Source organism: Pseudomonas sp. PSB18 (genome assembly GCF_014596565.1).
Taxonomy (GTDB): domain Bacteria; phylum Pseudomonadota; class Gammaproteobacteria; order Pseudomonadales; family Pseudomonadaceae; genus Aquipseudomonas.
Window position 1 is genome coordinate 621,515 of sequence record NZ_NOIN01000002.1, and the last position, 12,514, is coordinate 634,028.

At 59.0% G+C, this 12,514-nt stretch carries 11 protein-coding genes and 1 pseudogene; 3 read left to right on the forward strand and 9 right to left on the reverse strand.

Annotated elements, in window-relative coordinates; all coding sequences use genetic code 11:
* The 3 genes and pseudogenes from CGA22_RS06890 to CGA22_RS27390 all read left to right on the forward strand — a co-directional run bounded on the left by CGA22_RS06890 (position 1) and on the right by CGA22_RS27390 (position 2,771).
* Positions 1-708: an NUDIX hydrolase gene (locus CGA22_RS06890; protein ID WP_041021487.1), complete on the forward strand. Its 708-nt coding sequence runs from the start codon at positions 1-3 to the stop codon at positions 706-708.
* A gap of 185 nt (positions 709-893) precedes the next feature.
* Positions 894-1,913 (forward strand): annotated as a pseudogene (locus tag CGA22_RS27385) (cache domain-containing protein); the annotation flags it as partial.
* Positions 1,887-2,771 (forward strand): methyl-accepting chemotaxis protein, encoded by an 885-nt coding sequence (locus CGA22_RS27390; protein ID WP_411157114.1) that lies wholly within the window; start codon positions 1,887-1,889, stop codon positions 2,769-2,771. The pseudogene CGA22_RS27385 and the gene CGA22_RS27390, both read left to right, overlap by 27 nt.
* Positions 2,772-2,807: 36 nt before the next feature.
* Here CGA22_RS27390 and glmS read toward each other — a convergent pair whose 3' ends face one another.
* From glmS to CGA22_RS06940, 9 genes are all read right to left on the reverse strand, one after another.
* Positions 2,808-4,640, reverse strand: coding sequence for a glutamine--fructose-6-phosphate transaminase (isomerizing) (glmS, locus tag CGA22_RS06900; protein WP_041023016.1), 1,833 nt, complete (start codon positions 4,638-4,640; stop codon positions 2,808-2,810).
* 1 nt (position 4,641) lies between these two features.
* Positions 4,642-5,418 carry a DeoR/GlpR family DNA-binding transcription regulator gene (locus CGA22_RS06905; protein WP_024777792.1) on the reverse strand — a complete coding sequence of 259 codons (777 nt, stop codon included), beginning with the start codon at positions 5,416-5,418 and terminating at the stop codon, positions 4,642-4,644.
* Positions 5,419-5,628: 210 nt separating this feature from the next.
* A complete protein-coding gene (gene glmU, locus CGA22_RS06910; protein ID WP_041023017.1) occupies positions 5,629-6,996 on the reverse strand; it encodes a bifunctional UDP-N-acetylglucosamine diphosphorylase/glucosamine-1-phosphate N-acetyltransferase GlmU in 1,368 nt (455 codons plus the stop codon).
* Positions 6,997-7,110: 114 nt separating this feature from the next.
* Positions 7,111-7,536: a F0F1 ATP synthase subunit epsilon gene (locus tag CGA22_RS06915; RefSeq protein WP_041023018.1), complete on the reverse strand. Its 426-nt coding sequence runs from the start codon at positions 7,534-7,536 to the stop codon at positions 7,111-7,113.
* 45 nt (positions 7,537-7,581) lie between these two features.
* The gene (atpD, locus tag CGA22_RS06920; RefSeq protein WP_024777789.1) at positions 7,582-8,958 is read right to left on the reverse strand and encodes a F0F1 ATP synthase subunit beta; all 1,377 of its coding nucleotides are present in this window, start codon (positions 8,956-8,958) and stop codon (positions 7,582-7,584) included.
* A 27-nt stretch (positions 8,959-8,985) separates the two neighbouring features.
* The gene (gene atpG, locus CGA22_RS06925; RefSeq protein WP_003187188.1) at positions 8,986-9,846 is read right to left on the reverse strand and encodes a F0F1 ATP synthase subunit gamma; all 861 of its coding nucleotides are present in this window, start codon (positions 9,844-9,846) and stop codon (positions 8,986-8,988) included.
* Between the two features lie 50 nt (positions 9,847-9,896).
* On the reverse strand, positions 9,897-11,441 hold the full coding sequence (gene atpA, locus CGA22_RS06930; RefSeq protein WP_024777788.1) for a F0F1 ATP synthase subunit alpha: 1,545 nt from the start codon (positions 11,439-11,441) through the stop codon (positions 9,897-9,899).
* Between the two features lie 21 nt (positions 11,442-11,462).
* Positions 11,463-11,999: a F0F1 ATP synthase subunit delta gene (locus CGA22_RS06935; RefSeq protein WP_003187192.1), complete on the reverse strand. Its 537-nt coding sequence runs from the start codon at positions 11,997-11,999 to the stop codon at positions 11,463-11,465.
* Positions 12,000-12,011: 12 nt separating this feature from the next.
* Positions 12,012-12,482 (reverse strand): F0F1 ATP synthase subunit B, encoded by a 471-nt coding sequence (locus tag CGA22_RS06940; RefSeq protein WP_030139033.1) that lies wholly within the window; start codon positions 12,480-12,482, stop codon positions 12,012-12,014.
* Positions 12,483-12,514: the final 32 nt, after the last annotated feature.

The window sequence follows — 12,514 nt, forward strand, 5'->3', positions numbered from 1 at the left end:
ATGCCGAACCGCACAGCCGCTGCGCGCGATTATCTGCACACCATCGACCTGTGTGTGCTGCGCTTCAACCGGGAAGCCCAGGCCCTTGAAATCCTCCTGAACCGCCGGGAAGCCGAGCCGTTCGCCGGCCATTGGGCGCTGCCTGGGATCGTGGTGAATGGAGGGGTCGAAGATCTCACGCTCAACGACGCCGTGGAGCGCCTGCGCAACTCGAACAAAGTGGGCATGCCGCTGGCCTGGATCGAACAGGTCGGCACCGTCGGCGACGCGTTCCGCGATCCACGTTGCTGGTCATCGTCGACGTTCTACCTGGCCATTGTCAGCGACACGCCCCCGCTCGCCGAACACCAGGGGTTCTTTACGCTCAAGGACGTCGCTGACGCCACGATAAAACTCCCTTTCGACCACAACAGCCTGGTGGCTGCCGTGCAGGAACGGCTGTTGTCCAAAGCGCTCTACAGCAGCCTGCCGCTGATGTTCCTGGGCCCCGAATTCAGCGCGCCGGAAGCCGTGGGAATTTTTTCCCTGGTACTCGAGCGTCCGGTGCTCAAGACCAGCATGCGCCAGCGCCTGTTGAAGATGACCGAAGCGGGCTATCTGCAGGAAACCGGCCGCAAGAAAAGCGGCGACGGCGGCCGCCCGCAGCGCACGGTGGAAAACCTCAAGCCGGGCAGCGTCTACCTGTTTGACCGGTGTTTTCTGGAGTGATGCTCAGCCCGGAATCTGGGCGCTCGGCAAGCGCGCATCCACGTCACTCGATGCCATAAAAATTCCTACGATTGCCCATCATCTTTTCTAGTTCGACAAAACCCGCCCACTCGTCAAATCTTCGCCCAACCCTGGCGGGGACTCATAAAAACAAGACCTGACGAGCGTGCTTCATGGGCATCAGTATGAAATTCGGCCACAAGATCCTTCTCGGTGCCTGTGTCATCTCGGTGGCAGTATTCCTGTCGTTCTCATTGTTCAATGACCATCGACAACAAGCCAGTACCCGCGAAGCGCTGCACAACAGCTTGCAAACCACGGGCAAGTTACTCGGTGCCAACCTCGACAATTGGTTGGCTGGCCGGCTCCTGTTGATCGAAGGGGCGGCCGAAACCATTGCTGCCGACCCCACTCCGACCACCATCAGCAAAATGCTCTCTCAAGACATCATCACCAAGACTTTTATTGCCAGCTATGTCGGGCTCCAAGACAGTCGTTTCTTTATTTACCCCGAGCGGGTGATGCCCGATGGTTACGACGTTCGTCAACGCCAGTGGTACAAAGAGGCGGCCGCCTCTCTCAACCCGGTGCTGACCGAACCCTACATCGGAGCGGGCATCGATTATCTGATCATGACCGAGGCGGTGCCGATCAAGATCAACGGCAAGGCAGCCGGCGTATTCGGCGCGAGCCTGAGCCTGGAAAAGCTCGCCAGCATCGTCAACTCCGTCGATCTCAACGGCATCGGCTATGCCTTCCTGGTCAGTGACGACGGCAAGATCCTGGTCCATCCCGACAGCGCCTTGGTCACCAAGACTCTGGCCCAAGCGTTCCCCGAAGGCGCTCCGGGTATCAACGACAATCTGAATGAAGTGCGGGAAAACGGCAGTACCCGGATCGTCACATTTACACCGATCAACGGTTTACCGTCATTGCACTGGTCCATTGGGCTGTCGGTGGACAAGGACAAAGCCTACGCCGCGCTCCATGAGTTTCGTACCTCGGCCCTGATCGCCACGCTGATTGCGGTGCTGATCACCATCGCCTTGCTTGGTCTGCTGATCAACACCCTGATGCGGCCTTTACGCTGTATGGGCTTGGCCATGCAATCGATTGCCGAGGGCGAAGGCGATCTGACCCAACGCCTGCAGAGCCTGTCCCAGGACGAATTTGGCGTGATGGCCGGCGGGTTCAACCGCTTCGTCGAACGCATTCAGCACTCGATACGCGAAGTGCTGACCTCCAGTACCCAACTCACCCAATTGGCCGCGCAGGTCAGCCAGGCATCGCACTCGTCGCTGAAAAGCTCCGACACCCAAGCGGCGTTGACCCACAACATCGCTACAGCCATCAACGAGCTGGGCGCCGCCGCCCAGGAGATCGCCCGTAGCGCCGCCCATGCGTCAAACCGCGCCTCGGATACCAAGAACCAGACCCAGGAAGGCCAGCAGGTGGTGGAGCGCAGCATCAGCGCCATGGCACAGCTCTCATCACAAGTGATCAATACCCGTCAGGACATCGAAAGCCTGAATGAAAAAACCTTGAAAATCGGCCGGATCCTCGACGTGATTAAGGGCATTTCCGACCAGACCAACCTGCTGGCCCTGAATGCCGCTATCGAAGCCGCCCGTGCCGGGGATGCAGGACGTGGCTTTGCGGTGGTTTCGGACGAGGTGCGCACCCTCGCCCACCGCACTCAACAATCGGCGCAGGAAATTCACAATATGATCGAGGAGTTGCAAGCCGGTGCCGGCAACGCCGTCAACGCCATGCTGGAAAGCCAGCGCCACAGCGATACCAACGTCAGTACCGCCAGGCTTGCCGGTGAACGACTCACTCAGGTGCTGCAGGGCATTGGCGAGATCGACGAAATCAACCTATCCATGGCCACCGCCACCGAAGAACAAACCTCGGTGGTGGACAATCTGGATCGCGACATCAGCCACATCAATGACCTGAACCAGAAAACCGTCGGCAATCTGCAATCCACTTTGCAGGCGTGCAATGAACTGGAGAAGCAGTCGATCCGCCTGCAGCAGATGGTGAACACCTTCAAGATCTGAAGGTGATGTTCCAGAACCCGCTCGGCAGACGCGCCCTCACTCCACCGTCACAGACTTCGCCAGATTCCGCGGCTGGTCGACATCCGTCCCCTTGAGCACGGCCACGTAGTACGACAGCAGCTGCAGCGGGATGGTATAGAGGATCGGCGCCAGGCTGTCGTGGATGTGCGGCATGTGCACCACGTGATTCCCTTCACCATTGGTCATGCCGGCCTTTTCGTCAGCGAAGACGATCAACTGGCCGCCACGGGCGCGCACTTCCTGGAGGTTGGACTTGAGCTTTTCCAACAGCTCGTTGTTCGGCGCCACGGTGACCACCGGCATGTCGTTGTCCACCAGGGCCAGCGGGCCGTGCTTGAGCTCACCGGCCGGGTAGGCTTCGGCGTGGATGTAGGAGATTTCCTTGAGCTTCAAGGCTCCTTCCATCGCCACCGGGAATTGCGCACCACGGCCCAGGAACAGGGTGTGGTTCTTCTCGGCGAACAGTTCGGCGATTTTTTCCACGGTGCTGTCCATCGCCAGGGCTTCACCCAGACGGGCCGGCAGGCGACGCAGCTCTTCCACCAGTTTCGCCTCTACGCCCTCGGCCAAGGTCCCGCGTACCTGACCCAACGACAGGGTCAACAACAACAGGCCGACCAACTGGGTGGTGAAGGCCTTGGTCGACGCCACGCCGATTTCGCGGCCGGCCTGGGTCAGCAGGGTCAGGTCGGATTCGCGCACCAGCGAGCTGATGCCGACGTTGCAGATCGCCAGGCTGGCAAGGAAACCCAAGGCCTTGGCATTGCGTAGCGCCGCCAGGGTATCGGCGGTTTCACCGGACTGGGAGATGGTGACGAACAGCGTGTCCGGTTGCACCACCACCTTGCGGTAACGGAACTCACTGGCAACTTCCACCTGGCACGGAATGCCGGCCAATTCCTCCAGCCAGTAACGGGCGACCATGCCGGCGTGATAGCTGGTGCCGCAGGCGACGATCTGCACATTGCGGACCTTGGCGAACAATTCGGCGGCCTGTGGGCCGAAAGCCTGGACCAATACCTGGCTCTGGCTCATGCGCCCTTCCAGAGTACGTTGCACAACAGCCGGTTGCTCGTGGATTTCCTTGAGCATGAAGTGGCGGAATTCGCCCTTGTCGGCGGCCTCGGCACCGTCGCGGTACTGCACGGTCTCGCGCTCCACCGCTTGGCCATCGAGATCCCAGATCTGCACGCTGTCCCGACGGATTTCAGCGATATCGCCTTCCTCCAGATACATGAAACGGTCGGTGACCTGACGCAGTGCCAACTGGTCCGACGCCAGGAAGTTTTCCCCCAGGCCCAGGCCGATCACCAGCGGGCTGCCACTGCGGGCCGCCACCAGGCGGTCCGGCTGCTTAGCACTGATGACTGCCAGGCCATAGGCGCCATGAAGCTCCTTGACGGTGGCCTTGAGGGCCACGGTCAGGTCCATCAGGTCCTTGAGCTTGTGATTGATCAGGTGCGCGATGACTTCAGTGTCGGTGTCCGAGGTGAACACGTAGCCCAGGGCCTTGAGTTGTTCACGCAACGCTTCGTGGTTCTCGATGATGCCGTTGTGCACCACCGCCAGGTCGCCGGAGAAATGCGGGTGGGCATTACGCTCGCACGGCGCACCATGGGTGGCCCAACGGGTGTGGGCGATGCCCAGGCGACCGACCAGCGGCTCGCTTTCCAGGGCCTGCTCCAGCTCACTGACCTTGCCCGGCCGACGCATGCGCTCAAGTTGCCCATCGTGGGTGAGCACTGCCACACCCGCGCTGTCATAGCCACGGTATTCCAGGCGCTTGAGGCCTTCGAGCAGGATGGCTGTGATGTTGCGTTCAGCAACGGCGCCGACAATTCCACACATATTATTTCTCCTGGCTGACAGACGCGCAGATCACCTGGATGCCACGCGCCTGAATCTGATCACGGGCCTCTACGGGCAGGCGATCATCGGTAATGAGGGTATGGACGCTGCTCCACGGCAGTTCCAGGTTGGGGATCTTGCGACCGATCTTGTCGGCCTCCACCATCACGATGACTTCGCGGGCCACCTCAGCCATGACACGGCTCAGCCCCAGCAACTCGTTGAAGGTGGTGGTACCACGAACCAGGTCGATGCCGTCGGCACCGATGAACAGCTGGTCGAAGTCGTAGGAACGGAGGACTTGTTCGGCCACCTGACCCTGGAAGGATTCGGAATGGGGGTCCCAGGTGCCGCCGGTCATCAACAACACCGGCTCGTGCTCCAGTTCGTTCAAGGCACTGGCGACATGCAACGAGTTGGTCATGACCACCAACCCCGGTTGCAGGCCGAGTTCAGGGATCATGGCGGCGGTGGTGCTGCCGCTGTCGATGATGATTCGTGCATGCTCGCGAATCCGCTTCACCGCAGCCCGGGCAATGGCTTGCTTGTACTTGGAAACGGTTTGCGCGTTATCAGCCACCAACTCCTGCGGCATCGGGACCGCACCACCGTAACGACGCAATAGCAGGCCATTCGTCTCCAAGGCGGCAAGATCCTTGCGAATCGTAACTTCCGAGGTTTCGAAGCGCTTGGCCAACTCGTCCACACTGACTTCACCCTGCTCTTGGAGCAAGGCAAGGATGTTGTGGCGGCGTTGGGGGGTGTTGCGCTTTGACATGGCGGCTTAAGTTTCGATTCGAAAGATAACGTAAGCAATCAAAACCTATTGCGCGGCGATCGTCAAGGCAGAGGGAGAAAAATTCAGAATGAATGAGGTCCTGTGGGAGCGAGCCTGCTCGCGATGGCGGTATATCAGCCAAGTAGTCATCGACTGACACAACGCTATCGCGAGCAGGGCTCGCTCCCACAGAGTGGACTGTGGATAACTTTACGGCTTCTTGATTTTTTCCGGACGCTTCCAGCCGTCGATATTCTTCTGGCGTGCACGACCCACCGCCAGCTGTCGGTTATCCACATTCTGGGTAATGGTTGACCCAGCTGCCGTGGTTGCACCACTGGAGATATCCACAGGCGCCACCAGGGAGTTGTTGGAACCGATGAATACGTCCTCCCCCAACACCGTCTTCCACTTGTTCGCGCCGTCATAGTTACAGGTGATGGTGCCGGCACCGATATTGGTGCGGGCGCCGACTTCAGCGTCACCCAGATAGGTCAGGTGACCGGCCTTGGCACCCTCACCCAGGTGGGCGTTCTTCAACTCGACGAAGTTACCCACATGGGCGTGGGCCTCTAGCACGGAGCCAGGACGCAAACGGGCAAACGGGCCGGCATCGCTGCCTTCACCCATCACCGCACCGTCCAGGTGACTGTTGGCCTTGATCACCACGCCTTTGCGCAGGGTGCTGTCCTTGATCACGCAGTTCGGACCGATGACCACGTCGTCCTCGATGACCACCTTGCCCTCGAGGATGACGTTGATGTCGATGACTACGTCGCGGCCTACGCTGACGTCACCTCGAACATCGAAGCGGGCCGGGTCACGCAGGGTTACGCCTTGGGCCATCAGGCGGCGGGCGGCACGCAGCTGATAGTGGCGTTCCAGCTCGGCCAGTTGCCGACGATCATTGGCACCCTGCACTTCCATCGCGTCCAGGGGCTGTTCGGTGGCAACCACCAGACCGTCAGCCACCGCCATGGCAATCACATCAGTCAGGTAGTACTCGCCTTGGGCATTGTTGTTCGACAGGCGACTCATCCAGTCGCCCAGACGCCCGGCCGGCAGCGCCAGGATCCCGGTGTTGCCCTCGGTGATGGCGCGTTGGGCTTCGTTGGCATCCTTCTGCTCGACGATGGCGGTGACCTGGCCGTCGGCGTCGCGCACGATGCGTCCGTAGCCGGTAGGGTCATCCAGCTCGACGGTCAACAGGCCCAGTTGTTGCGGGCCAACATGCTTGAGCAGGCGCTGCAACGTGTCCACTTCGATCAGCGGCACATCACCATAAAGAACCAGCACCGTGTCAGCGGTAATGAACGGCACTGCCTGGGCCACCGCGTGGCCTGTCCCGAGTTGTTTATCCTGCAGGACAAAATTCAGGTCATCGGCGGCCAGCCGTTCACGCACGGCATCGGCACCATGACCGATCACCACGTGAATGCGCTGTGGATCGAGTTGGCGAGCGCTGTGGATAACATGACCGAGCATGGAGTTGCCAGCGATCGGATGCAGTACCTTGGGCAGCGCCGAACGCATGCGAGTGCCTTGGCCGGCCGCGAGGATAACGATTTCAAGAGACATGACGGGTACCAATCCTGGGTGGTCAATGACTACGACCGGATGATGAGAGTCGCAAAAAGAAAAAAGGGTAGCCGAGGCTACCCTTTTTAATCAATCGCACAGAAAGCAGACGGCTTAGCCGCCGAACTTCTTGCGGATCTGCTGGACGGTGCGCAGCTGGGCTGCGGCCTCGGCCAGACGTGCAGCAGCAGAACCGTAGTCGAAGTCTGCGCCTTTTTCGTGCAGGGCCTTCTCGGCAGCCTTGACGGCTTCCTGAGCGGAGGCTTCGTCCAGGTCGGCAGCACGTTGCACGGTGTCGGCAAGGACCTTGACCATGCTCGGCTGAACCTCGAGGAAACCACCAGAGATGTAGAACACCTCTTTTTCCCCGCCCTGCTTGGTCAGACTAATCGGACCTGGCTTCAAGCTGGTGATCAGCGGTGCGTGCCCCAGAGCGATACCAAGATCCCCCAGTTCACCATGCGCAACCACAAACTCGACCAGACCGGAGAAAATTTCCCCTTCCGCACTGACGATATCGCAATGGACTGTCATAGCCATCTGATTGCCTCAACCTAAATTAGCGCCCGTTTCCGGGCGCCGGGATTACAGTTTCTTGGCTTTCTCGATCGCTTCTTCGATGCCGCCGACCATGTAGAACGCTTGTTCTGGCAGGTGGTCGTAGTCACCGTTGAGGATGCCTTTGAAGCCAGCAATGGTGTCTTTCAGGGAAACGTATTTACCCGAGGCACCGGTGAAGACTTCAGCCACGAAGAACGGCTGCGACAAGAAACGCTGGATCTTACGAGCACGGTTTACCAACTGCTTGTCGGCTTCCGACAGCTCGTCCATACCCAGGATCGCGATGATGTCCTTCAGTTCTTTGTAACGCTGCAGCACGTACTGAACGCCGCGAGCGGTTTCGTAGTGGTCGTTGCCGATCACGTTCGGGTCCAGCTGGCGAGAAGTCGAGTCCAGTGGGTCAACCGCTGGGTAGATACCCAGGGAAGCGATGTCACGGGACAGAACGACGGTGGCGTCCAAGTGGGCGAAGGTGGTCGCTGGCGACGGGTCGGTCAAGTCGTCCGCTGGTACGTATACCGCCTGGATCGAGGTGATCGAACCTTGCTTGGTCGAAGTGATGCGCTCTTGCAGCACGCCCATCTCTTCAGCCAGGGTCGGCTGGTAACCTACTGCCGAAGGCATACGGCCCAGCAGTGCGGATACTTCGGTACCGGCCAGGGTGTAACGGTAGATGTTGTCGACGAACAGCAGAACGTCGTTACCTTCGTCACGGAACTTCTCGGCCATGGTCAGGCCGGTCAGGGCTACGCGCAGACGGTTTCCCGGCGGCTCGTTCATCTGGCCGTAGACCAGTGCCACTTTGTCCAGAACGTTGGAATCCTTCATCTCGTGGTAGAAGTCGTTACCCTCACGAGTACGCTCACCCACACCGGCGAACACGGAATAACCGCTGTGCTCGATGGCGATGTTACGGATCAGTTCCATCATGTTTACGGTCTTGCCTACACCGGCACCACCGAACAGACCGACTTTACCGCCCTTGGCGAACGGGCAAACCAGGTCGATAACCTTGATGCCTGTTTCCAGCAGTTCGTTGCCACCCGCTTGTTCAGCGAAGGTTGGCGCAGGACGGTGAATGCCCCAGCGCTCTTCGGTGTCAATCGGACCAGCTTCGTCGATCGGGTTGCCCAGTACGTCCATGATCCGGCCCAGGGTCGCTTTACCGACCGGTACGGAGATGGCTGCGCCAGTGTTGTTGACGTCCAGACCGCGCTTCAAGCCTTCGGTGGAGCCCATCGCAATGGTACGAACCACGCCGTCGCCCAGCTGCTGCTGAACTTCGAGGGTGGTTTCGGCGCCTTGAACCTTCAAGGCGTCGTAGATGCTCGGTACGTTGTCGCGTGGGAATTCCACGTCGATAACGGCGCCGATGATTTGAACGATACGTCCGCTACTCATAGCTGGATCCTCTGAATATTTGAACCGTTAAACCGCGGCAGCGCCGCCGACGATTTCCGAGATCTCTTGGGTGATCGCAGCCTGACGCGCCTTGTTGTAGATCAGCTGCAAATCGCTGATCAAATCACCGGCGTTGTCGGTAGCGTTCTTCATCGCGATCATCCGCGCGGCTTGTTCAGCTGCGTTGTTCTCGACCACCGCCTGGTACACCTGCGACTCCACGTAGCGGACCATCAAGCCGTCGAGCAGCTCCTTGGCATCCGGTTCGTAGAGGTAGTCCCAGTGGTGCTTGAGTTCCTGTTCCGGGGTCGCAACCAATGGAATCAACTGCTCCACGGTCGGCTGTTGCGTCATGGTGTTGATGAACTTGTTGGATACCACGGACAGGCGGTCGATCCGGCCTTCCAGGTAAGCATCCAGCATCACCTTGACACTGCCGATCAGGTCATTGATCGACGGTTCTTCACCCAGGTGGCTGATAGCGGCGACGACGTTACCGCCGAAGTTGCGGAAGAAAGCCGCACCCTTGCTACCTACCACGCACAGATCGATCTCGACGCCTTGTTCGCGGTTTACCGCCATGTCCTTGACCAGGGCCTTGAACAGGTTGGTGTTCAAGCCACCGCACAGACCACGGTCACTGCTCACCACAACGTAACCGACGCGCTTGATGGCGCGGTCGATCATGAACGGGTGGCGATATTCCGGGTTGGCGTTGGCCAGATGACCAATCACCTGGCGGATGCGCTCCGCATAAGGACGGCTAGCAGCCATGCGCATTTGTGCCTTGCGCATTTTGCTGACCGCCACTTTTTCCATGGCGCTGGTAATCTTTTGCGTGCTTTTGATGCTCGCAATCTTACTGCGAATCTCTTTTGCGCCTGCCATGTAACACCTATCAGGTTAGCAAGCGGGAGCCTTGCGGCTCCCGCTGCGGCTTACCAGGTTTGGGTGGCCTTGAACTTCTCGATACCGGCTTTGAGGCCAGCGTCGATTTCGTCATTGAAGTCACCCTTCACGTTGATCTTGGCCATCAAATCGGCGTGATCGCGGTTGAAGAAAGCAATCAGCGCTTGTTCGAAGCTGCCGATCTTGGCGATTTCAATGTCAGTCAGGAACCCACGCTCAGCGGCATACAGCGACAGCGCCATGTCAGCGATCGACATCGGTGCGTATTGCTTCTGCTTCATCAGCTCGGTAACGCGCTGACCATGCTCAAGTTGCTTACGGGTCGCTTCGTCCAGGTCAGATGCGAACTGGGCGAATGCCGCCAGTTCACGGTACTGAGCCAGAGCGGTACGGATACCACCGGACAGCTTCTTGATGATCTTGGTCTGAGCGGCACCACCTACACGGGATACCGAAACACCGGCGTTCACAGCAGGACGGATGCCCGAGTTGAACATGGCCGATTCCAGGAAGATCTGACCGTCGGTGATGGAGATCACGTTGGTCGGAACGAACGCGGAAACGTCGCCAGCCTGGGTTTCGATGATCGGCAGAGCAGTCAGGGAACCGGTCTTGCCAGTCACGGCGCCGTTGGTGAACTTCTCGACGTACTCTTCCGAAACGCGGGATGCGCGCTCCAGCAGACGGGAGTGGAGATAGAACACGTCGCCTGGGTAGGCTTCACGGCCTGGTGGACGGCGCAGCAGCAGGGAAATCTGGCGGTAAGCCACTGCTTGCTTGGACAGATCGTCATAAACGATCAGCGCGTCTTCACCGCGGTCGCGGAAGTATTCGCCCATGGTGCAACCGGAGTACGGTGCCAGGAACTGCAGTGCGGCCGATTCGGAGGCACTGGCAGCAACGATGATGGTGTTAGCCAGTGCACCGTTCTCTTCCAGTTTGCGAACCACGTTGGCGATGGTCGATTGCTTCTGACCGATTGCCACGTATACGCAGAAGATGCCGCTGTTTTTCTGGTTGATGATCGCGTCGATCGCCAGAGCGGTCTTACCGATCTGACGGTCACCGATGATCAGCTCACGCTGGCCACGGCCGACAGGGATCATGGCATCGACAGCCTTGTAGCCAGTCTGTACAGGCTGGTCTACCGACTTACGCCAGATCACGCCTGGAGCAACTTTCTCGACCGCGTCGGTCTCGGTGTTGTTCAGCGGACCTTTGCCGTCAACAGGGTTACCCAGTGCGTCGACTACGCGACCCAGCAGTTCCTTACCTACCGGAACTTCGAGGATGCGGCCGGTGCACTTGGCGCTCATGCCTTCAGCCAGAGTCGTGTAGGCGCCCAGTACAACAGCACCTACGGAGTCTTGCTCCAGGTTGAGGGCCATACCGTAGACGCCGCCCGGAAACTCGATCATCTCGCCGTACATGACGTCGGCCAGACCGTGAATCCGCACGATGCCGTCAGATACGCTGACGACAGTGCCTTCGTTACGGGCTTGGGAGGTCACATCGAGCTTTTCGATGCGGCCCTTGATAATTTCACTTATTTCGGAAGGATTGAGTTGCTGCATTGCTCTGCTGCCCCTTCAAACTCAAGATTTCAATGCTTCGGCAAGTTTCGCGATTTTGCCGCGAATCGAGCCATCGATAACCAGGTCGCCGGCGCGGATTACAACGCCCCCTATAAGGGACTTGTCTTCCTCGACTTGCAGGCGCACTTCCCGGTTGAGTCGTGCACTGAGAACCTTGGCGAGTTTGTCTTGCTGTTCTTGGTTCAATGCAAAAGCACTGGTGACTTCCACGTCTACCGATTTCTCCTGCTCGGCCTTGTACAGGTCGAACAGGGCGGCGATCTCCGGCAGAAGCGGGAGACGGTCGTTTTCAGCAACGACGTGAATGAAATTCTGTGCCTTGGCATCGAACTTGTCGCCGCACACGTCAATGAACGTGGCGGCCTTTTCTGCGCTCGTCAGTCGCGGGGCCTTGAGCACGCGCTGCATGGTGTCGTCTTGCGACACCGCTGCTGCCAGGCCGAGCATGGCTGACCAATTGGCCAGTTGCTGGTGGGCCTGAGCGTGCTCGAAGGCCGCCTTAGCGTAAGGTCGGGCCAACGTGGTCAGTTCTGCCATGATCGCCCTCGCTTAGATTTCAGCAGCCAGTTGGTTAACCAGCTCTGCGTGCGCGTTTTGATCGATTGTGGCACCCAGGATCTTCGAAGCACCGCCAACGGCCAGGCTACCCACTTGGGCACGCAGCGCGTCTTTGACACTGTTCAGTTCCTGTTCGATCTCGGCTTGAGCCTGAGCCTTCACACGGTCAGCTTCGACACGAGCCTGTTCACGGGCTTCGTCGACAATCTGGGTACCGCGTTTCTTGGCTTGCTCGATGATTTCAGCTGCCTGAGCTTTCGCTTCGCGCAGTTGCTGACCCACTTTCTCATGGGCCAACTCCAGGTCGCGAGCTGCTCGGCTGGCAGCGTCCAGACCATCAGCGATCTTCTTTTGACGTTCGTGCAGTGCCGCGATGACCGGAGGCCATACGAACTTCATGCAGAACAGTACAAAAATCAGGAACGCAACGGACTGGCCAATCAGGGTCGCATTAATGTTCACGCCAACACCTCGCAGTTACGTTGTCCATCACA

What these genes read in the sequence shown, in the direction of transcription:
- CGA22_RS06890 (WP_041021487.1), top strand. Translation starts at nt 1, where the DNA reads ATGCCGAACCGCACAGCCGCTGCGCGCGATTATCTGCACACCATCGAC.
- CGA22_RS27390 (WP_411157114.1), top strand. Translation starts at nt 1,887, where the DNA reads ATGGCCGGCGGGTTCAACCGCTTCGTCGAACGCATTCAGCACTCGATA.
- glmS (WP_041023016.1), bottom strand. Translation starts at nt 4,640, where the DNA reads ATGTGTGGAATTGTCGGCGCCGTTGCTGAACGCAACATCACAGCCATC.
- CGA22_RS06905 (WP_024777792.1), bottom strand. Translation starts at nt 5,418, where the DNA reads ATGTCAAAGCGCAACACCCCCCAACGCCGCCACAACATCCTTGCCTTG.
- glmU (WP_041023017.1), bottom strand. Translation starts at nt 6,996, where the DNA reads ATGTCTCTTGAAATCGTTATCCTCGCGGCCGGCCAAGGCACTCGCATG.
- CGA22_RS06915 (WP_041023018.1), bottom strand. Translation starts at nt 7,536, where the DNA reads ATGGCTATGACAGTCCATTGCGATATCGTCAGTGCGGAAGGGGAAATT.
- atpD (WP_024777789.1), bottom strand. Translation starts at nt 8,958, where the DNA reads ATGAGTAGCGGACGTATCGTTCAAATCATCGGCGCCGTTATCGACGTG.
- atpG (WP_003187188.1), bottom strand. Translation starts at nt 9,846, where the DNA reads ATGGCAGGCGCAAAAGAGATTCGCAGTAAGATTGCGAGCATCAAAAGC.
- atpA (WP_024777788.1), bottom strand. Translation starts at nt 11,441, where the DNA reads ATGCAGCAACTCAATCCTTCCGAAATAAGTGAAATTATCAAGGGCCGC.
- CGA22_RS06935 (WP_003187192.1), bottom strand. Translation starts at nt 11,999, where the DNA reads ATGGCAGAACTGACCACGTTGGCCCGACCTTACGCTAAGGCGGCCTTC.